Raw genomic sequence first — 20,298 nt, 5'->3', positions numbered from 1 at the left:
AAAACCTCATTCGTCTTTTCCTGTGAAATTCGCGTTGACGCTCTTTCTCTCTGCCGCCTTGTCCAGGACGAACCGATCCGCCAGAGAAACCTGGCCGGCCACTCTTCCGTCGTCGAGCGGATTGTCCACCCGCGCCTTCAAATCCCGGAACAGCTGAAGCGTATCACGCACGCCGCCCCAGGTAAACCATACCGTCGTGATGATGCCGCTGACGGCCGGAACCAGCAGAATCGTGATGTAAAAGTATATGCTCCAGTATTCGAGCGGCCACGGCGCGAACAGATTCCAGATGACGACCCCCGCGAATGCAATCCCCAGCTGATAGACAATGGAATAGAAAAATACGCTCCACGCAATGATCCGGTCGCCGCGGGTGTATTCCGGCGTAATGCCGATCAGCTTGCTCATGATATTCCGCCAGGTCCAGGCGGAATGGAGCTTTTTTTCGCCGTCGGTGCTGTAAATGCCGCGATGCAGCAGGCGTTCCAGATTATATGGGCCTCTGTAAGTGACCAGCGAGCCGGCCGTATAAGCAATGATGCCGGAGATCATTGCAATCATGAAAATTTCATAGGAATTGATCGGAAACTTTTCCGGAGATATTTCCCAGACGATGTACGGATTGAACGGCCTGCTGGCCGCCGCCAGAAAGCTGCCGACGCTTTCATCCCATCCCCGGTCCTGCAGAAAGGGATAGATATGCCGTGCCCATTTCTGCTGCAGAATAATGCCGCTGACGGAGATTCCGGAACCGGCGAAAACCGAGGCGAATGCGCCGGTTGTATTGCCGAAGCGGCTGTAAAGCCCCCCGATCATCACCGGGCCGGCTCCGCCGAGCCAGATGGATGTCATGATCACCATGAACATATTGAGATAATCCAGCTGAACGAACCACAAGCTGAAGGTCAGAAAAAATCCCGCGACTCCGACGGAACAGAGCCGCAGCCGCAGCAGATGCTGCCGGGGCGTGAAAGGCTTCTTGCGAAGCGGCATGATGACGTCCTGCAGAATGGTCGCGGAAGCATTGAATATCCGCGAATCGTCGGTCGAAAGCACCAGCATGATCATCAGCAGCGAAAGCAGCCCGAGCAGGCCGGTCGGCAACGTTTCCCGGAGAACCACCGGCAGCATCATCTGCTGGTAGAGAGTGCGGAATCTCTGGAGTTTGAAATTGCCGTCGCCGTCCTGTCCGACGACGTCCCGGACTTTCCGGAATACGTTGGTATCAAGGTTGGCTTTGCGGGACAGCGGCTGATCCTCGCCGATGATATGCCGCTGCTCGGGCATGGCCGTGATCGCGTCGATGACTTGCCGGCGTTCCGCATCGGATTCGATGGTTTCGGCGGCTGCCTGCGCGGAAAGGGCGTCGCGGATCACTTTGGCCTGCGGCGCGTAGTTCCGGTGGTTCATGATGGTTATGACCATGATGGCGAGCGTAATCAGCATGACAGTGGAGAAACCGCTCCGCCAGGAGCCGAGAATTCCCGCCATTTTCTGTTCATGCGGCGTCTTCGCCGAACCGGAAGTGTCGTTGCCGTACCAGCTGGCACGGTTGAGCAGGGTGGAGAAAAGCCAGACGACGAGCGAAAAGATATTGAAATCCCGCAGCCGGCTTACGTCATAAGGATTGAGGAAACTTTCTCCGGGTACCCGGTCCATCATGGTGGGGGCGATTTCCGCCCCCCATGAGATATTGAGCAGAACATATCCGGTGATGATCACGAAGACCGGATAGGCCAGCAGTCCCTGAAACGTGTCCGTCAGCAGCAGGGAGACCCGTCCGCCCGGCCAGATGCAGATCAACGCCAAGATGATCAGGGTGACCAGAATAAAGGAAAATGTGGTAATCTCGACGCCGCAGACCGTGAACGTGTGCGGCAGTTTCAGAAAATAGATGAAGAAATTCACCGCGATCGCCGGGCTGAGCGCGTTGGCGATCATTTCCGAGGCGGTGCGCAGGGCGGCGGCGAATATGCGGAACGGCCGGTTGTAACGCATTTCCAGAAACTGCCCGAACGACAGCGCCTTCGTTTCGCGCCAGCGGTAGGTGCAGTAACCGGTGAGCGAAAAGATGATGCCCGCCGGCACGATGATTTTGGCCCAGAAGTCGATGCCGTAACCGATCTGGTATTTCTGCTCGCACATCGCCACCAGAAGCATGACGCTCAGCCCGGAGGCCATGTCGCCCACGGAAATCACATAGCGCCCCGCGACGCGCCCCGCCGCGAGAAAGTCCACAACTCCCCGGATGTAACGTCCGGAATAGACAGCCAGCCCCAAAATGGCAATCAGGGGGATTATTGCAATACACCAATCGATCCAATGCACTTCAGTTATCCTTACATTATTCGGTTGAGCACACATGCCGTATGCGTTTCTTCTGCCGTTTTCATAGCTTCACATTGCCGGTCATCTTGGCCCGGAACTGTCGGCGTGGAGTTCGAAAAGCACTGTGTCCGGCGTGTCGAACGGGTATGCCAGACAGTGATTCCTCAACTCGAATCTCCGCCCGGAGAACAGTTCGGTAACGGCAGCCACCTCCGCGGGAAACATCAGGCTGCGTTCTCCTCCCCGGGCGGTATGAAATGCGGCGAGGCGGGCATTGGCAAATACCGGGGCCTCTTCTTCCGTCCAGATATGGACTCCGGCATCGCGGACCGCCTGCCGCAGCAGCGGCACGGTCAGCTCCTCCGGGCGGCAGAGGTAGAGCGTCCGGTGGCTGTCATATTCGGTCAGGGAGAGACCGGGAGTGCCGAACGGAACTCCGGCAAGCTCCCGGTTGCGTTCGAGTTGGATCTGTATGCCGTCGCTGATTCCGGCGGCATAGAGCCAGAGGATCGTGCGTCCGCCGCCGGCAATCCGTTCCCGGTATCGGCGAAGCCGTTCTTCGTTCAGTTCGAAGATGGAGGCGAATACCAGAAATTTGTATTTTTCCGCCGCGCCTGGTTCAAGCAGGTCGTCGAAGCTGACCGCCTCGAACGGCGCGCCGACCCGGTTGAGCAGATGGCAGAGGTCGCGGTGGAAACGGTCCGCCCCCGCCGCTTCATCGTTGACCAGCGCGGCCCCGTCGGGATCGACCACCAGGGCGATCTCGGCGCGCCCGGGGGAATCGTCGCCGGAATAGCGGTCCCAGAGCTCCTTCATCCGGGCGAGATTGTCGAAGACCGCCGGCGACTGATAGTAGCCGCCCCACATGTCGAACCACCAGAGCGAGGTGTGGTGTATCAGGGACAGCGCCATTTCCCGGCGCATCCCGGCGATATCTTCCGCTTCGTCCTGCCAGTGTTGGAATTCGAGCCTGACGGCCCGGGAAAGGTTCGGATTGAAGCAGTGGGTGCGCTGGTCGCATTCATGCAGGTAGTTCCGCCCGAAACGGCGCACCGTTCCCATCGGAACCATGAATCCGCCTCCGTCGCCGATCTTCCGGTGCTCATAGGTGCCGGGGCTGATCAGGAAATCGATGCTGCCGGAAGCAAGCAGTTCCTGATAGGCGAGGTGACCTTTCTTGACCCAGTCGCCGCCGAGTTCGAGGATGTAGCCGTAGAAGACGCCGAGTTCGATTTCGCGGCCGCAGCGTTTGCGGACGCGATCCGCGAATTCCCGGATTGTATCGCAGACCAGGCTGGAGGTGAAACGCCAGTAGCGGATGCTTTCGGCATCGGTCGCCGGGTCGCGCAGCACATTTTCAAATCCGAACCTGCTGCGCCGGGAACGCGCGGGGACGTCGTCCGGAACCGGCAGGCCCTTTTCCCGGCACCAGGCCCGATAGCGTTCCGATTTATATTTTCCGGCGCCGCCGTCACAGAGATCCATCCATTCGTCGGTACTTCCGCAGGCGGGGATATAGGCGCGGATTCGACTGCCGTAATGTTCCTCCAGAAAGTCAACCAGCGCATCGCAGTAGGTTCCGGTCGCCTCCCGCCAGCGCGGAATCGAAACCGCTTCGGAAAGATTGGCATAACTGTCGCCGTTTACGGCATACAGCTGCCGCGTCAGCCAGAGCGGAGAATTCAGGTCGAGCATGACCAGAAATTCCGCGTTCGGATTGGCCGACAGCAGGTCGTCGAACTGCCGTTTGACCGGCTCGAAATCGTATGTGTCGAACCAGAGCCAGTTCGGCGGATATTTGCTGTAGGGTTCCCCCAGCGAATTGCAGGTGTTGGAAGGGAAAACCGCCACGGTATTGATTCCGATTTCTCCGAAACGCCGAACGGTCTCCAGTTCCGGCCAGAACGAGCGGTATGCAAAGAATCTGCGCAGTTTTTTCATTTTGTTTCCCTCCGGTTCGCAACCAGCAGGACCGCGTCATGGCGCGCCACGGTAATCTGGCTTTTCTGCATTCCGGCCGGCTGGAGAATTTCCTCCATTTCCTCCGGCAGATCAAAATCGGAAAAATTCACGGTCATCTCCTGCTCCGTCTCATTCAGGACGGCCAGCGCCGCTTTGCCGTCCACGGTGCCGGAAAAGGTATTCAAATAACAATTAAGCTGCCATTTCGCGGGCCGCACGTTCCGCATCCGCAGTTGCGCCGCCCGGCGGAGGAGCGCCAGCCGGTCCGGCGGCAGCGTTCCGAGGTTGTCGCTGGTCAGCGTGACGCCGGTCAGAATTCCAACCAGAACCGTGAGCCGGCACTCCCCCAATGTCAGCCTGATGCGGTCCGTCCGGGTGAACATCACGTCGGGGTCCGCCCGGAACCAGCGGTCGAACATCCACCAGCGCTCCAGGGAACAGTGAATCGCCCGGGGAATCATGGTTCCCCACTCCGGCTGGGTGTCCGGCCCGACGCGGCACATATCGACCAGGCCGGCACAGGGCAGGTACGGCGAACAGCAGCCCAGCAGGAACGCATCGGGCACGGCTTCCCGGATGGTTTTCAGCCCCAGCCGGAAGGCGCTGACGGCGGTGGCCGCCGGGTCGCGGCGGCGGCCGTTCTTCAGGGCGAAGCCGAGACCGTCCAATTTGAAATAGGTGAAGCCCTGCGCGCGGAATGTCCGGAAGATATTCGCAAGGTGGCCGCGCACTGCCGGAATCGTGGCGTCGAGGCAGGCCCAGAGATGATCCGGGTCCGGCGACCACCCCTCGCTGACGGCGGTTTCCCCGTTTTCGTCTGTGACGAACCAGTCGGGATGCTCGCGGTACAGCCGGCTGGCGGTGGAGGCCTGAAACGGCATCAGCCAGATGCCGGCTTTCATTCCGGCCTTGCGGATTCTCCGGGCGACGGTTTCAAGCGGTTCCGGCCAGCGTTCATTCCGGTCGAACCAGTCGCCCATGAAGGTCTGGTAGCCGTCGTCGATCTGGACCACCCGCGCCGGATAACTCTCCCTGTGGAGCTGCAGCGCATTCAGATTTTCCTGAAAATCCTGTGCGGAGACTGCCGTATAGTAATAATACCAGGTGCAGTAGCCGGTCAGGTTCTCCGCAGGTTTCATGGGTTTGACGCCCGCTTTATCCGCCACGGCCTCCGCATACTGCACCAGCAGTTCCCGCCAGTCGCTGCCGGTCAGGATCAGGATTTCCTCCGGCGGCTCCTCCGGCCCGATCGAAGGCTGGCGAACTAGGATTTTGACCAGCCGCCGGGCTTCTCGGACCGCCGTGAAGAATGTGAAGGAACGATTTGCCGTCACCGCGCCGGCCAGCAGAAACTTCGAGTGTACGGGATCGCCGACGATAATCACGTCTTCGCTGGGGAATTCGCTTTCGAATGCGGTGATGCTCTGGAGCGAAGGCAGTTCGCGCGAAATGGCCATGTTGTTGACGGTGGAGTAGAGAAACACGGTCGGCGTGAGGATATCGACTTTGATTTCCGCACGGTAGCAGGGAGTTTCCGGGCACAAGGCGGGCGTGTTCATGGAAAAAGGGCACTTTCTTTTGAGCGATGATGGAATTATGAAAATCCTGCCGCCGGGAGGAACGGCAGGATAGGAAGGGGGAGTTGTTTCAGCGCGACAGGTGGTAGGCGAGAACGCCGCCGGGGAAGGCCGTCGTGTCGGCGGTGAAGCGGAAAACTCCGTTTTTCAGGCTGCCCGGGACTTCGCCGGTTTCGGAGCCGTCGAGCGCGAGTGCAGCCACCCGCCACGGCGTCCCCGGACATTCAAGTTCCAGTGTCGCCGTGCAGCGTTCGACCAGAAGTTCCGGTGAATTCCCCCAGGCGCGAAGCAGGGTGGAACTGCCGTAACCGGCTCCGCTCTGGCTGATGTTGCTGAGATGGATGACGAGGATGCTGTCGCTTTCGGTCAAAGGCCTGCCGTCCAGCGAGATTGCTGCCGCCGTCATGAATTTGGAGGCGTCTTTGACCCGCAGCTTCTTTACGGCGAGGTCTCCCGCCGGCAGCGTCGCCGTCTCCGTCAGCGGTGTTGAAACCGCCAGCGTTCCGGCCTTCCGGTCCAGTCTGATCCGGGGGGGCTCCTGCGTTTTCATGCCGGGACGCCAGCACACGACTCCGGCGGGGAGTTTCCGTTCCGCCGCGTGGGAGCCGATCTGGGCGTCCAGCCCGAGATTGGCGAAATCGCCGGGATAAGACATCGCCGGGCTGTTTTTGGAAAAAGGCGCCACGGGATAAGAGATTTTCGCTTTCGACGGCGCGAGGTTTCCCCGCAGGAACAGCGCCAGAATGATGCGGTCGCTGAGCTGCTGCATCGGGTCGTTGGACGCATCGAAGGAGTTCTGGCCGGGATTGCGGATGATTCCGGCATCGGAGTGGCTCCAGCAGAATCTCCATAACCCGCCCCAATTCTGCAGCGCCGCGTAAGCGCCCATCAGCGGGCCGCCCTCGGCCCGGAACCGGTTCGGGTTGCAGAAATTGAATTCGGTGACCGTGAAGGGCTTGCCGAAAATCCGGGTCGGCATCATTTCGCGGGGCAGGCTCGCGCCGCGCCGGATGGATGAGCCCTGATCGACTCCGATCGGCATCTGCCAGGCTTTTTCCGGAAAGGTCGGGTGGGAGAAATACTGGTGCATATCCACCAGGTCGAGTTTCTCGCGCAGCCGGGTCAGCGGGGCATCCGTGATCCAGTTCAGACTGGTGATCATCGTTTTGAGGCCGAGTTCATTTTTGACGAAATCGATCTGCCGGTCCAGTACGTTTCCCTGCAATTCGAACAGGAATTCCCGGAACAGCGTCTGGTCGTCGCCCTCCCGCCCTTTCTTCCACTCCGTGAATTTGCTGCGGTAGAGGGCCGCGACCTTCGGATTCGCGCTCCAATTGGCGCTGAGCGTGTCTTCATTGACCAGGCACAGCGAGATCAGCGCGGGGTCTTCCCCCCAGGTGAGTCCGGTATACGGGTTCCGGTGCGTCATCCAGCTGCGCACGAAATCCTTCCAGCTTTCCATCGCATGTTCATCGACGGGCAGTTGCGCTTTCAGTCCGTAGCAGCCGGTGGCGGGGCTTTTGAAGTTCCGGTTGACGTAGAGGTCGGTGGTCACGTAGAGGCCGTGCTTTTTGCATTGGGCGAAAAGGTAGTCGAGCCTGTCCAGCGTTTCCGGATTCAGTTTCACGGAATCCGAAACGGCGGGATCGACCAGCCGCCCGTCGTGATGGTGAAAGCGGATGGCGTTGTAGCCCATGCGGACCAGATACTCCACCAGCTTGTCGGCGACTGCCTTGTCGAGAAAGTTGGCGGTGAAGCAGAGGTTGGCGCCGTAGAAACGGATCTTCTTCCCCGGCGCATTTTCAAAAACGAATTCACCCTGATCGTTGGAACGGACGAAACCGTATTGGCCGGCCGGTGCATCCTGCGGCACCACGGCGGAGAAATCCAGCGGACTGCCCGGCAGGATCCGGCGCCTGAGTTCCAGCTTTTTCCAATCGGGCCCCTCTTTGATGGTGAACGGACCTTCTTTTCCCTGCGGAAAAACGAGCGGCCGGTTCCGGCCCCCCGCGTTTCATGTTAATATTTTACCTGAAACGAATGGAAATCACAATAGGAGGCAGGAGAAATTTGAGCCATGAAAAATGAATAAAGGTTCGGAATCGTGCGAGCCGATTTTTCGGCGGTCACCTGCCGGGACGGCGTTTCCGGCAATCGAGCGGGGATTTGCCGTAGAACAGGCGGAATTCCGCGGAAAATGTTTTGACGTTGCGATAGCCGACTGCGGCCGAAGTCTCCTTCACGAGCATTCCGGCCCGCAGCATTTCGGCTGCTTTCCGCAAGCGGAACCGTTTCAGGTATTGATAAGGCGTCACCCCGAACGCATCCTGAAAATCCCGGTTCATATCGTGAATGTCGATCTTGAACCTTCCGGCGACCTCCGGCATGGAGATTTTTTCTTTGATCCGCTGCTCCAGAAAGTCACGGATTTCGGCGACATACGACGAGCGGGCCTGGATTTGAACGGCGGATGAAATTCTCTGCAGGAGCTCGAAGGCGACTCCGGTCAGCTCGGGGAAGATGGCGGAAAGCGGCTTCACATCCGTCAGGTTCTTCATCCGTTCGAAAAGCTTCCGGAAAAACTTCTCATCGTTCAATTTCAGGCCGAACACCTGTTCCAGATCATAAATCCGGAGAAACTCGTCCAGCATATTGCCGGTCAGGATAAACTCATAATAGGAGCATTGCCTTTCATCTGCATACAGGAAGTCATTTCTGCAATGCGGCTTGAGCAGCACGCAGTCGCCCGCTTCGGCCGACAGGACGCTGCTGTTGCTCCGAAAATACATCCTGCCGGAACAGATGCAGAAGACCGACAATTTCTGCGTCTGCCTGGTGCGGTGCTGATAATATCTGGTCTGCACGGTCGAATGAAGCATGACCTCCATCCGGCAGGGGATGCTTGTGTCCGACGGGCGGCCCGTGAAATTGAGAAGTTCGACCTGTTCCGGATATCCGGCTCCATATCCGACAAAGGTGGGGTCGCTGCGCCAGCAGGTCCCCTTTTCCGAGTCAAAGATCGATGAGTCGCGGAGGATCTTCATAAATTCATCTTTCACTGCTGCTCCGGAAGCGGTATTTTTCTCTTTGCGCGATGATTTCCGGCTGCCTGGCGAATCAGGTGCGGCAGGACAAAATATCACCATATCGGGAAATTACAATCTTCACTCATCGGAAATCGGCGGATTCAGCACCGGTCAGCCGTCTTTCCCGCAAAGGCATGGCTATGCCGTGCGGAGGTCGGGAGCCGGAACTCCTGCTGATGAGGATGCCCTTTCGGGGAGGCCGGATTCGATTTTCTTCTTTTTCCGGTTTGACTTTCCGGTCTTGTGCGTTAGATTAATTCTTGTTTTTTGTGTGTAATATTTTAATAATTATGTGGTTATATGATTTTGTGCTCCTCGTTTCGACTGTGTTTTCTGCCCGATTTACCATGACCGGAAATTGAAATATTGCCGATTTTCGGAACCGGAAGCGCGTCGATTTGACTTTTATTGATTTGTATGAAGTTTATTGTTAATCAAGTGAAGCGCGTGAAAAAATTCACGCTGATTGAGCTGCTGACCGTGGTTGCGAGCGTGACGGTTCTGGCCGGCATGCTGATTCCCGCTCTTTTCGATGCGAGGATCAGCGCCCGGCGTCTCAAGTGCACCGGCAATTTGAAAAGCTTCACTCAGGCCGGCGTGCTGTATGCCGGGAGCTTCTCGGATTACTGGATTCCCCCGGCGAATCCGGCATGGTACGACCGGATCGAGTTCCGGCGTCTGGTCGGAGCGCCGGTCCGGCCGAAGAACGGCCTGGAGAATGCCGAGTCGGCGTTTCCCCCGGACCTGCTCTGCCCCGCATCTTCCGCCGTGCGGCTCAACCGTCCGTTAGCCTGTTTCTCGTACGGCATGACGCGGGACAACCTCTCCCGGGACGGCTATCGCCGGTACGCCTTCCGGCTGCCGCGTATCCTGAAGCCGTCCGGTTCGGCGGCATGGTTCGATACGCTTGGCGCTTATGCGCAGAATAATCCGGATTGTTTCCCCGAAAGCGAGGAGGGGAATCCGAACGGGAGGCTTGTCTACCGTCACCGCAGAATGGTGAACGTCGGCTTCTTCGACGGCCACGTCGCGCCGATGTCCCCGGCGGCCGTGGCGTGTCTCTGGGGCAGCCGGGAGGCGCGGTTCAACCGTTATTTCTGCGGAGACGATTGAGCCCCGGCGCCGGAAAATCCGCCGTATTATTTCCGGTTTTTTTTCCTTCGGCTCTTGACATCGCAAAACGTCTGTGGTATAATTAATGTAGAACGATCTACAACAATATGGCAAGGACCTTAGGATGCCGGAACGACAAAAACGGGTTACGCTCAAAGATGTGGCGGACTACTGTGGACTTTCACGAAGCCTGGTCGCTTTCATCATCAGCAATTCCGGTTATCGCAACAGCACGCCGGAGAACCGCCGCAAGGTGGCCGAAGCGGTCAAGGCGCTGAACTACCGGCCGAATACGGCGGCACGGGAGCTGCGGGCGCGGAAGTCCTCGACCATCGGCGTGGCGATGCCGATGTCCGGTACCGGAATCTACGGCAATATGGCGCTCGAATTGCAGCGTGAAATCAAAAAGCGCGGTTTTACGAGCCTGTTCTCCTTCTGGGGCGGCGATGATTCGCCGGAGCTGCACGCGCAGACGCTTCAGACTTTTTTTGAACGCAGCATCAGCGGGGTGATCAGCTGGGATGCCTCGCCCTGTTTCCGGGAGGAGAAAATTCCGGCGGTGGTGTACGGATACCGGAACGAATTCTATGATTATGTCGTTCTGGATGAAGAACAGATGATCATCCGGGCGCTGGAGCACCTGAAAAAGTTCGGCCATCGCCGGATCGGCATATTGAGCGTGGGGGAACGCAACCGGTTTTTCCGGGAGCATGTGGGCCGCTGCGGGCTGGAATCGAAACCCGAGTGGATTTTCGAACTGACTTTCTGGAGCCGCCGCCCGCTGGATGCGTTCGGCAAATTTTACCGGGAGTGCGGCGGCGCCATTCCGGATGCGCTGATCTGTCATAGCGATACGGAGGCGATTGCGGCGCTTTCCAGCGCCGCGAAGCTCGGAATCCGGGTGCCGGACGATCTATCGGTGATCGCGCTTGACAGTTCGTTCATGACTGCATTCCTGTCTCCCGCACTGGACTCCTTCGATCTGGATTTTTCGGAGATCACGGAGCAGTTGGTAAAACTGCTGCTGGCCAGGATCGACGAGCCCGACGCTCCGCTGCGTTCCGTCATGATTTCTCCGCAGCTTGTTCATCGGGAATCGGTTATCGAGTGTCCGAAATGAGGAGTTCGGCGGCCTGAACCGCGACTGCCGGCACGTCTTTGAATAAATATGCCGTGCCGGCCCGGTATTGCCTGAAAAGCCTGCGGACCGGTTCGGGGAGTGGGAACGGAACGGGCTGCCCCCGCTTCGGCGGAGAATTCGTATCATATTCCGGCGGAAGCGGTTGCTTTTGTCTGGAGTTTTATCTTGCCGGAAATGCTTCCATTGACGATCGGAGTGGGAGACGGTTCAAACACAAAGGAGAGATGTGAGACATGGGTAAGTATCGGAGACTGACGCTGCCGGTGTGCGCGGCGCTGCTGGTGTGCGCGGCGCTTCAGGCAGCGGCGGAGATCGTTTATCACGAAGATTTTGAGGGGGACCCCGCGGCATGGCCCATTACGGTTTTTTACCGGGGGCAGGAACCCCGGCCCTGGATACATGTGCCGTCGAAGGAGGCGGCTTTCGGCAGGCAGGCGCTTTACCTGGAATCGTCCGACGAGGCGCAGTGGATGTTCCTGATGGTCGATATCCCGGCGGAGCGGCTCCGCGGCAGGAAGATGCGTCTTACCGCCTGGTGCAAGAGCGACTTCGCCGGAAAGGCCGAAGCCGGTCTGGTCGACGGCCACTCCTACTGCGACGGAGTTATGGGCCGGGTGGGGGTGGCGACCACCCGAGGACATGGCTGGGAACGGCTTGTGGTGGAGGGCGAACATACGCCGGGAAGCATGGCGAGCCTTGCCGTCGGCATCGGCTACGGAGCCACCGGCGCCGGCATGCTGATCGACGAAGTGACGCTCGAATGCGCCGATGAACTGCCGCCGCTGCCGGAGTTGAAAGCTCCTGGCACTGATTCGGTGGAAATGCGCAGGATGCAGTCCCAGCGCAAACGGTTCGACGCCCTGGCGGACAGTTACAAACGCGACGCCGCCCTCGGACTGCCGGTTGACAAACAGCTGCTGAAGCAGCTGGTGACGGCGCAGGACAATTTCAGGAACGACCGCCTCACCCCGGCGGATGCCGCGGTGATCGCCTCCTGCCGGCAGTATGCACTGGAAGCCCGGCTCGTCAACCCGTCGGCCGAGTTCGACGTCGATACGCCGATAGCCCCGGAGACGGAGCCGGAAGTGGATGTGCTGATGCCGGTGAACGGCTATGAGGCGAAAATCCTGCTTATCCGCAACCATTCCGGACGCACCCAGTACTTCCGGCCCCGCTGGGAAGCGAAGGACGTCCCGGCTCCGCAGCTGCGGCGCATGATTCCGGTCGGCGGATTCTTCGATGCGATGCCCCCTCTGCCGTTCGACGGCGTGTTTGAAGTGGCGGACGGCGAGACCAGGGGAATCTGGATCGATCTCCGCAGCCGCGACTGGAAGCCGGGCGTCTACCGGGGCACTCTGGTTTTCACCCCGCTGGACCCGGCCGCCGCGGCGGAGCTTCGGGTGCCGGTCCGTCAGACCGTGGCGGCGATCGAATCCCCGAAGGAGCTGCCGGTGGCGGTTTTCAACTGGGACTACGGCGTGACGAAGGATCAGGCGGATTATGAGTTCCTCCGCAACGCCCGCGTCAATGTCTTCCATATCGATGGCGGATACGACGCGAAGGAAGCCGTCAACTGGGAAAAGAGCAACCTGAAGCAGGTTCTGGACCGGGTCGATGCCAACGGCGACCGCGGCAAGGTTACCTTTTTCCTGGAAAACTGGTTCACCGGGGCAGCCGACAGGTGGAACGCGGACCTGGACAATTACTACCTGCAGCTTGCCGCCTATATGAAGTCCCGCGGCTATCGCTACGACCAGTGGATCGTTCACTGCTTCGACGAGGTGTTGAACGACAAATTCCTGAACGGCGCGAAAAATATCAAGCGGCTGGACCCGCAGATCCGCATCTTCTCCGACCCGCCCCCGGCGACTGCGGAACAGCTGCGTCCGTTCCTTCCCTATCTGGACTGTTTCTGCCTGGGATCATGGTTCCTGCAGGAAGACGCGAACAACGGGAACAAGGCCGTCGAGCTGCTGAGAAGCACCGGGAAGCCGCTCTGGATCTACGAGTGCGATTCGCAGCCGCGGCATCCGTTGAACAACTACCGGCGCATGGCGCTGAATTCCGTGCAGCGCGGGTGGGACGGTTTCACGTTCTGGAGCCTGACCGGCCTGCAGTTCCGGCACGCTTCGATCACGCCGCCGGAGGGCGTCGTCAATTACGGCATGACCTATCTGGATGAAAACGGCGTGCGCTATCCGTCCCGCCGCTGGGCGCTGTGGGAGCTGGGAATCGATGATTACGCATTGGTCGCCGCCCTCCGGCAGAAGGGCATCGACGTCAGCGGCGAAATCCGGACGATGTGCGGCACGAAGGACGCTGCTGCTCTGGACGAGGCAATGGAAGCATTCAAAAAAGAGAAATTGAAGGCTTTCATTCCCGGGGAGAAGTAAACAGGTGTGAACGGGCCGCATCCGCTTCGCCTTGCCGGGAGCGGATGCGTCTTAACCAATAAAATCAGGAGTAAATATATGTGCAGGTACGGTCGGAAGGGGAACACGCGCAAAGCGGTGTCCGGTTTTACACTTATCGAACTTTTAGTCGTGATTGCGATCATCGCCATCCTGGCGGCGCTTCTGATGCCCGCCCTGAATCGCTCCCGCGCGACAGCTCACAGCGTCAAGTGCAAGGGAAATCTCAAGCAGGTGGGGACTTTTTACGCGATCTACTCCGACGATCACGCGGGACATCTCCTGCCGAACAGCATGAAGACCGACATTCATCCTCAGCTGCCGTGGTGGGAGCTTCTGGTGAAGCTGTATATCGGCCACTATGGCGAAGAGACCACGGCCCGGACCGTGCTCAGCTGCCCGGCCGACTCCGGACACGACGCCTGGCAGGTGACCCGGCTGCCCCTGAGTTACGGTTACAACGAATTTGTGGGGGACAACCCCTGGGGGCCGGCTCCCAGGGAATGGTTCCTCTTCACCCGGAGCGATCTTGACCGGAGAAATCCGTCCCGGGTCATCTGCATCGGCGACTCCTGGAAACGCTTCTGGCTGGAGAATCCGGATGCCGCATGGTTTTCCGAATTCTACCTGTGGCGCACGGCGGCTCTTTCCGTCGGCCCCTTTGCGGCCCATCCCGGCGGCATGAATATCTTTTACGGCGACGGCCATGTCGCGGATTTCGACAAGCCCGGCTACAAGATTCTGGACGATTGGCTGGAGATTACCGGCAGATAACCGTTTTCCGGAAAACACCGGGATTTTCCCGGGAATCGCTCTACAACATGCGGAAAGCCGCTCCTCCAACGGCGGCTTTCTCTTCCGTCGCGCCCGCGCAAGGCAGGATGGCGCGAAAATACAGATAGTAAGGTTGCGGATCAATGACTCTTCTTGACTGGCTGATTGTGACAGTTCCCGTGCTCTTTGTGATGGGAATGGGATTTTATTCCCGCAAATACGTGAAAAGCGTGGCCGATTTCCTGGTCGCGGGGCGGTTGTGCGGGCGGTATGTGATCAGCGTCGGCGACGTGGCCAACGCGCTGGCCATCATCGGGCTGGTCGCCTATGTGGAAGCGCAGTACAAAACCGGCTTTGCCCTGAGCTTCTGGAACGGCTTTGCGATGCCGCTGAGCATCGTGATCGCCCTGACCGGATACTGCACTTACCGCTTCCGCGAAACCCGGGCGATGTCGCTGGGCCAGTTCCTCGAAATGCGCTACAGCCGCCCGCTGCGCATTTTCGCCGCGACGCTGCGGTCGCTCTCGGAAATGCTGGCCAATATGATCATGCCCGCGGTGGCGGCGCGTTTTTTCATCTACTTCTTCGATCTGCCTGAACGCATCGGGTTTTTCGGCTGCGAGCTGCCGACCTTCATGCTTCTGGTGGTTCTGGTGCTGGTGATGGCGATCACCCTGATCTGCTGCGGGGGAACCCTGACGCTGGTGATCACCGATGCGATTCAGGGCATGTTCTGCTATCCGCTGCTGGTGGTGATGATCGTGTTCGTGCTGTACAGATTTTCATGGAGCACTGAAATCGTGCCGGTCATGATGGACCGCGTGGCCGGCGAAAGCTTTCTGAACCCCTTCGACGTCGATGAGATGCGCGATTTCAACGTGTTCATGCTGGTCGTCACCTTTACCACGATGATCGTGCATCAGGCCAGCTGGATCGGGGCGGGAATCACCTCTGCCGCGAAATCTCCGCACGAACAGAAGATGGCCGGCCTGCTCGGCACCTGGCGCAATATGCTCGGGGTGATCTTTTATCTGCTGGTCGCGGTGGCGGTGATCGTCGTGCTCAACCACGGCAGTTTCTCCCATGAGGCCCGGGAGATCCGCACCCGGCTCTCGACCCGCATCGCGGACGGACTTGTCCCGGATGACGGGATGCGTTCGAAGCTGGTCGCCGGCCTCCGCGATATTCCGGAGCAGAAGCATGTGATCGGCCGCGACGCTCCGCTTGCCGACCGGAACAACCTGGATACCGCATATCTTGAAACGGTCCACCGGACTTTGCAGGAGACCGGGAACGGCAATGCCGTTTTCCAGGAGTTCCGCACCCTCTATTATCAGCTGATGCTGCCGGTCGCCATGCGCGAGCTTCTGCCGCCGGTGATCCTCGGGCTTTTCGCGCTGCTGCTGGTGCTGGCCATGCTCTCCACCGACGACACGCGCATTTACAGCGCTTCGCTGACGATTACGCAGGACGTGATCGTTCCGCTGTGCGGAAAACCGCTCAGGCCGGAGTCGCATATCCGGGTGATCCGGCTGGTGTCGATCGGCGTCGGCGTCTTTTTCTTCTGCGGCTCGTACTTCATGTCGCAGCTGGACTACATCAACCTGTTCGTGACGCTGATGACCTCCATCTGGCTGGGCGGCTGCGCTCCCGTGATGATTTTCGGTCTTTACAGCCGGTTCGGCACCACGGCGGGGGCTTTCACCTCGCTGATCACCGGAATGGTCATGGCGGTCGGCGGAGTTCTGATCCAGCGGAACTGGGCCGATACGATCTATCCGTTTCTGGACGGCAACGGGCTGGCGGTCGCGGTGGGGAATGCGCTCGAGACGCTCTCCGGACCCTTCCACCCCTGGATCGTCTGGAAGATGGATGCGGTCAAATGCCCGGTCAACTCCTACGAATTTTATTTCCTCACCATGATCGTGACCTTCGTGCTCTATTGCCTGGTTTCGTATGCGACCTGCCGGGAGCCGTTCAACCTCGACCGCATGCTCCACCGCGGAAAATATGCGATCGACGGGACGAAGCGGTTCAAACTCCACTGGTCGCCGCGCGAATTTTTCGCGAATGTGATCGGCATAACGCCGGAGTACACCCGCGGCGACCGGGTCATCGCGTGGGGATTGTTCGGCTACAGCTTCGTCTACTCCTTCTGCCTGGCATTTCTGGGGGTGCTGCTCTGGAATTTGTTCTCGCCGTGGCCGCTGGAGTGGTGGGGACACTACTTCTTCGTGGTTCAGCTGGCGATCCCGCTGGTACTGGCGGCGGTAACCACCGTCTGGTTCGGCATCGGGGGAGTCCGGGACCTTTTCCGGCTGTTCCGGGACCTCGAAAGCCGCACCGCCGTCAACGACCTCGACAACGGCGTCGTGGAGGGGCACATGTCTCTCGCCGACAAAGCCGAGCTGGAATCCGTCGACAGGGGCGGACGGCGGGATGCCGAATAGCCTTTGCAGATCAGCTGTTTGTTTATTCAACCCAATACAGGAAAGATTCAGTATGAATTCACCGTTTCGTCAATCGGAAGTTTTCAACCTCGGCATCTGCGGAGCCAGGACCGGCGACATCATCCGCCGGGAATTGCCGGAGGCGCTGTCTCTGGGAGGAGAGGTTTTCCTCCTGCTGGCCGGAACCAACGATATGCTCGGGGATGCCGGTCACGGAGTTTCTCCGGAGGAGTACGAGAGCAACATGAGATATCTGATTTCCGCACTCTCGGCGGCGGGCAGGGTGATGGTGCTGACCATCCCGCCCGTGGCGGAGGAGCGGGAGTACCAGCTCCAGCCTGCGGAGAAATGGACGGAAACGCCGACGGAGCGCATTGCACTCGGCAATGCGGTCATCGAGCGTCTGGAGAAGGAGTTGCAGCTTTCTGTGTGCGATATTCACCGGATTTTCTCGCGTTTCGACCTGGACAGCTTCGACTCCCCGCTGCGCAATCCGGCCAACAGCGGAGCGGTTGACAGCGTGCATCCGACCGCCGAAGGATACCGGATGATGGCCCGGGCGCTGTACCGGAGGTTTCAGGAGTTTGACTGGCATCCGCGCCGGGTGGTCTGTCTGGGGGACAGCATCACCTGCGGCGCCTATATGGAAGGGCAGGGGAGTGCGACGGGCGAAACTTATCCGGCTTTTCTGAAGCGGCTGCTGGATGGAGATGCGCCGGCCGCCGTTCATTTTGCATCACAGGATTAGAGGATTGAATGAAAATCGCGTGTTTGATTGGAGAGATCGAGCTGACCGGGGAGCTCGGCCGCTGGCGGCCGGCTGCCGCCCGGGAGACTGTTGAACCCGGGCTGGAACTGATCCGGCTTGACCTGGAGTGTCCGGAGCCGGAGACGCCGCCCCGGCTGACTGTCGAATGGCGCATGCCGCTCGTGGACATGCACTTCCTCTGGCAGCCGAACGGGGCTTTCGTCCGAAAAATTCCGGCCGACTGGTGTGCGCCGCTGAATTCCGACCTGGCGACCTCCGCGCCGGTGCTGCTGCTCGGCAGCCAGTCCGGGGAAAACCGTCTGCTGTTCGCCGTTTCCGAGGCCATGCGTCCCGTGCGGTTCAAAGCCGGAGTGCACGAGGAAAGCTGTGAAGTCATTTGCTCGGTCGAACTCTTTTCCCGTCCGGAAGCGCCGATTTCGTCGTATCATGCGGAGCTGCGGCTCGATTTCCGGCCGCTCTTCTATGCCGACGCGATCCGCGACGCCTTCGCCTGGTTTGCCGCCTTTCCGGAATATGTGGCCGCCGCCGTTCCGCCGGCCGCTTACGAGCCGTTCTACTCCTCCTGGTACAGCTACCACCAGGAGCTCTTCGCGCCGGAGCTGGAGCGTGAATGCGCGCTTGCCGCGCAGTACGGCATGAAAGGGCTGATCGTCGACGACGGCTGGCAGACCGATGACAACCGGCGCGGGTATGCGTATTGCGGCGACTGGGAGATTTCGAAGAGGCGCTTCCCCGACATGCGGGCGCATGTGGAACGGATTCACCGGCTCGGGATGAAATATCTGGTCTGGTTCTCCGTTCCGTTCGTGGGCGACAGGAGCCGGAACCGGGAGCGTTTCCGGGATAAAGTGCTTTACCGGATTCCGGCTTTGGAGACGGCGGTGCTCGACCCGCGCTTTCCGGAGGTGAGGGAGTTTCTGATCTCCACGTATGTGAAGACCTTGCGGGAGTGGGATATCGACGGCTTCAAGCTCGATTTCATCGACAGCTTCCGCTTCGAGGGGGAGGACCCCGCCATCCGGGAAAATTACGCCGGGCGGGACTTCAAATCGCTGCCGGAGGCGGTCAACCGCCTGCTTTCGGAAACCCGTTCGCGCCTGGAACGGATCAGGCCGGGAATCCTGATCGAGTTCCGCCAGAGCTATATCGGTCCGGCGGTGCGCAAATACGGTAATCTGTTCCGGGCCGGAGACTGCCCCGGCGATATTCTGTCCAATCGCCTGAGCACGATCGATCTGCGGCTGAGCTCCGGCAATACCGCGGTTCACTCCGACATGCTGGAGTGGAGTGCGCGGGATACGGCGGAAAACGCCGCGCTGCAGCTGCTGAATGTCATTTTCAGCGTGCCGCAGATCTCCGTCCGGCTGGCCGCCATTCCGGAGGAGCATCGGAACATGCTGAAGTTCTGGCTTGGTTTCATGCGCGTCCACTGGGAGGTCCTGCTGTTCGGGAAACTGACTCCGTACCACCCGGAACTCAATTATCCGCTGGTGGTTGCGGAGACGGACGCGGAAACGGTGATTGCCGTTTACGGCGCCGGGACGGAGGTACGGGTCCCCGGCAGGCCGGGAACGTGCTGCTGGATCGTCAACGGCAGCGGTGCGGATCAGCTGCTGCTGGACCTGCCGCTGCCGGCCCGGGAGGCCGTCCGGTTTGACGCGACCGGCCGGAGGATTTCCGGAGCGCCGCTCGCCGCCGGGCTTTCCCGGATACCGTTCTCGAAGTCCGGACTTCTGGAACTTCGGTTCTGATGTTTTCCGGCGGACAGGAACTGACAGTTTGAAACGGAGGATTTTCCGATGAGTATCAAAGGTGTCCCGGAGGAGTTGCGCTTCTCTTCCGGCGTGACCGGCGCGGGAGCCGGCAATCCGGAGTATTTATTGTGGGAGTTGCCCGCTCCTTTCGCCCGGGACGGGGATTGTGTTGTCACGGAACGTTTTCTGGCGTCGGAGGACGGGATCGACCGGCTGACGGACGTCGTCCGGCCGACGCTGACCTTCTTCCCGGCCAGCGGCCGGGGACCGCACCCGGCGGTGCTGGTCTGTCCGGGCGGCGGCTATGAGATTCTGGCCTGGAACCATGAAGGCCGCGATATCTGCGGCTGGCTTAATTCGATCGGTTTTTCCGCTTTTCTGCTGAAATACCGCTGCCCGGATCGCCGGGAGGCCGCGCACGCCGACGCCGCGAGAGCGATGCGTTTCATCCGCTTCCATGCGGAATCGTTTCATATCCAGCCGGATCGGACGGGTTGTCTCGGCTTCTCGGCGGGAGCGCACCTGACGGCGTCGATTGCCGCCCCCGCGGAGCCGGTGCCGTATGCGCCGGTTGACGATGCGGACCGGCTGCCGTTCCGGCCGGATTTCACCGCGTTGATTTATCCGGCCTATCTCTGCGACGACGCTCTTGCGCCGGCGCCGGAATTCCGTATCGACTCCGGAACTCCTCCGGCTTTCATGGTTCAGGCGGAGGATGACCAGGTCCGCGTAGAGAATTCGCTCGGCTGGTTCCGCGCCCTGAAACGGGCATCGGTTCAGGCGGAGCTTCATATTTTTGCCGAAGGCGGGCATGGTTACGGCATTCTCCGCAGCGGCAGGCCGGTAGCGGATTGGCCTTTGCTTGCCGCCGGCTGGCTGAGGCGGCAGGCGGACATGCCCTGACCGCAGGAATTTGGGAATCTTCAATCTTCA

13 protein-coding genes are annotated in these 20,298 nt (G+C 59.7%); 8 read left to right on the top strand and 5 right to left on the bottom strand.

Going from position 1 to position 20,298, the window contains the following annotated elements; translation table 11 throughout:
- Positions 1-6: 6 nt before the first annotated feature.
- From FYJ85_RS10100 to FYJ85_RS10080, 5 genes are all read right to left on the bottom strand, one after another.
- On the bottom strand, positions 7-2,328 hold the full coding sequence (locus FYJ85_RS10100) for an SLC5/6 family protein (RefSeq protein ID WP_206213091.1): 2,322 nt from the start codon (positions 2,326-2,328) through the stop codon (positions 7-9).
- A gap of 81 nt (positions 2,329-2,409) precedes the next feature.
- Complete coding sequence (locus tag FYJ85_RS10095) at positions 2,410-4,269, bottom strand: hypothetical protein (protein WP_154418286.1); 1,860 nt, start codon at positions 4,267-4,269, stop codon at positions 2,410-2,412.
- Positions 4,266-5,849, bottom strand: a complete 1,584-nt coding sequence (locus tag FYJ85_RS10090; protein WP_154418284.1) for a glycoside hydrolase family 36 protein — start codon at positions 5,847-5,849, stop codon at positions 4,266-4,268. Before FYJ85_RS10090 ends, FYJ85_RS10095 begins: the two co-directional genes overlap by 4 nt.
- A gap of 88 nt (positions 5,850-5,937) precedes the next feature.
- On the bottom strand, positions 5,938-7,743 hold the full coding sequence (locus FYJ85_RS10085; protein ID WP_154418282.1) for a glycoside hydrolase family 2 protein: 1,806 nt from the start codon (positions 7,741-7,743) through the stop codon (positions 5,938-5,940).
- A 250-nt stretch (positions 7,744-7,993) separates the two neighbouring features.
- Positions 7,994-8,926 carry a helix-turn-helix domain-containing protein gene (locus tag FYJ85_RS10080; protein WP_206213090.1) on the bottom strand — a complete coding sequence of 311 codons (933 nt, stop codon included), beginning with the start codon at positions 8,924-8,926 and terminating at the stop codon, positions 7,994-7,996.
- A 474-nt stretch (positions 8,927-9,400) separates the two neighbouring features.
- Between FYJ85_RS10080 and FYJ85_RS24290 the strand changes: the two genes are divergently transcribed.
- The 8 genes from FYJ85_RS24290 (at position 9,401) to FYJ85_RS10040 (ending at position 20,268) form a co-directional block, all read left to right on the top strand.
- Entirely contained in the window at positions 9,401-10,066 is a 666-nt protein-coding gene (locus FYJ85_RS24290; RefSeq protein ID WP_206213089.1) for a prepilin-type N-terminal cleavage/methylation domain-containing protein, read from the top strand.
- A gap of 124 nt (positions 10,067-10,190) precedes the next feature.
- Complete coding sequence (locus tag FYJ85_RS10070) at positions 10,191-11,186, top strand: LacI family DNA-binding transcriptional regulator (RefSeq protein WP_154418276.1); 996 nt, start codon at positions 10,191-10,193, stop codon at positions 11,184-11,186.
- A gap of 254 nt (positions 11,187-11,440) precedes the next feature.
- Positions 11,441-13,600 (top strand): hypothetical protein, encoded by a 2,160-nt coding sequence (locus FYJ85_RS10065; protein ID WP_154418275.1) that lies wholly within the window; start codon positions 11,441-11,443, stop codon positions 13,598-13,600.
- A gap of 78 nt (positions 13,601-13,678) precedes the next feature.
- Positions 13,679-14,392 (top strand): prepilin-type N-terminal cleavage/methylation domain-containing protein, encoded by a 714-nt coding sequence (locus FYJ85_RS10060; RefSeq protein ID WP_106055196.1) that lies wholly within the window; start codon positions 13,679-13,681, stop codon positions 14,390-14,392.
- Positions 14,393-14,535: 143 nt separating this feature from the next.
- Complete coding sequence (locus tag FYJ85_RS10055; RefSeq protein WP_106055197.1) at positions 14,536-16,842, top strand: sodium:solute symporter family transporter; 2,307 nt, start codon at positions 14,536-14,538, stop codon at positions 16,840-16,842.
- Between the two features lie 52 nt (positions 16,843-16,894).
- Positions 16,895-17,590, top strand: coding sequence for an SGNH/GDSL hydrolase family protein (locus FYJ85_RS10050; RefSeq protein WP_206213088.1), 696 nt, complete (start codon positions 16,895-16,897; stop codon positions 17,588-17,590).
- A gap of 8 nt (positions 17,591-17,598) precedes the next feature.
- Entirely contained in the window at positions 17,599-19,362 is a 1,764-nt protein-coding gene (locus FYJ85_RS10045) for a glycoside hydrolase family 36 protein (RefSeq protein ID WP_154418271.1), read from the top strand.
- Positions 19,363-19,410: 48 nt separating this feature from the next.
- A complete protein-coding gene (locus tag FYJ85_RS10040; protein ID WP_154418269.1) occupies positions 19,411-20,268 on the top strand; it encodes an alpha/beta hydrolase in 858 nt (285 codons plus the stop codon).
- Positions 20,269-20,298: the final 30 nt, after the last annotated feature.

Origin of the sequence: Victivallis lenta, from assembly GCF_009695545.1 — a bacterium.
GTDB lineage: Bacteria > Verrucomicrobiota > Lentisphaeria > Victivallales > Victivallaceae > Victivallis > Victivallis lenta.
This window is presented reverse-complemented; position numbering and strand designations above follow the sequence as displayed.

Coding starts and splice junctions, on each gene's coding strand:
- FYJ85_RS10095 (WP_154418286.1), bottom strand. CDS start 4,269: ATGAAAAAACTGCGCAGATTCTTTGCATACCGCTCGTTCTGGCCGGAA.
- FYJ85_RS10090 (WP_154418284.1), bottom strand. CDS start 5,849: ATGAACACGCCCGCCTTGTGCCCGGAAACTCCCTGCTACCGTGCGGAA.
- FYJ85_RS10070 (WP_154418276.1), top strand. CDS start 10,191: ATGCCGGAACGACAAAAACGGGTTACGCTCAAAGATGTGGCGGACTAC.
- FYJ85_RS10065 (WP_154418275.1), top strand. CDS start 11,441: ATGGGTAAGTATCGGAGACTGACGCTGCCGGTGTGCGCGGCGCTGCTG.
- FYJ85_RS10060 (WP_106055196.1), top strand. CDS start 13,679: ATGTGCAGGTACGGTCGGAAGGGGAACACGCGCAAAGCGGTGTCCGGT.
- FYJ85_RS10055 (WP_106055197.1), top strand. CDS start 14,536: ATGACTCTTCTTGACTGGCTGATTGTGACAGTTCCCGTGCTCTTTGTG.
- FYJ85_RS10050 (WP_206213088.1), top strand. CDS start 16,895: ATGAATTCACCGTTTCGTCAATCGGAAGTTTTCAACCTCGGCATCTGC.
- FYJ85_RS10045 (WP_154418271.1), top strand. CDS start 17,599: ATGAAAATCGCGTGTTTGATTGGAGAGATCGAGCTGACCGGGGAGCTC.
- FYJ85_RS10040 (WP_154418269.1), top strand. CDS start 19,411: ATGAGTATCAAAGGTGTCCCGGAGGAGTTGCGCTTCTCTTCCGGCGTG.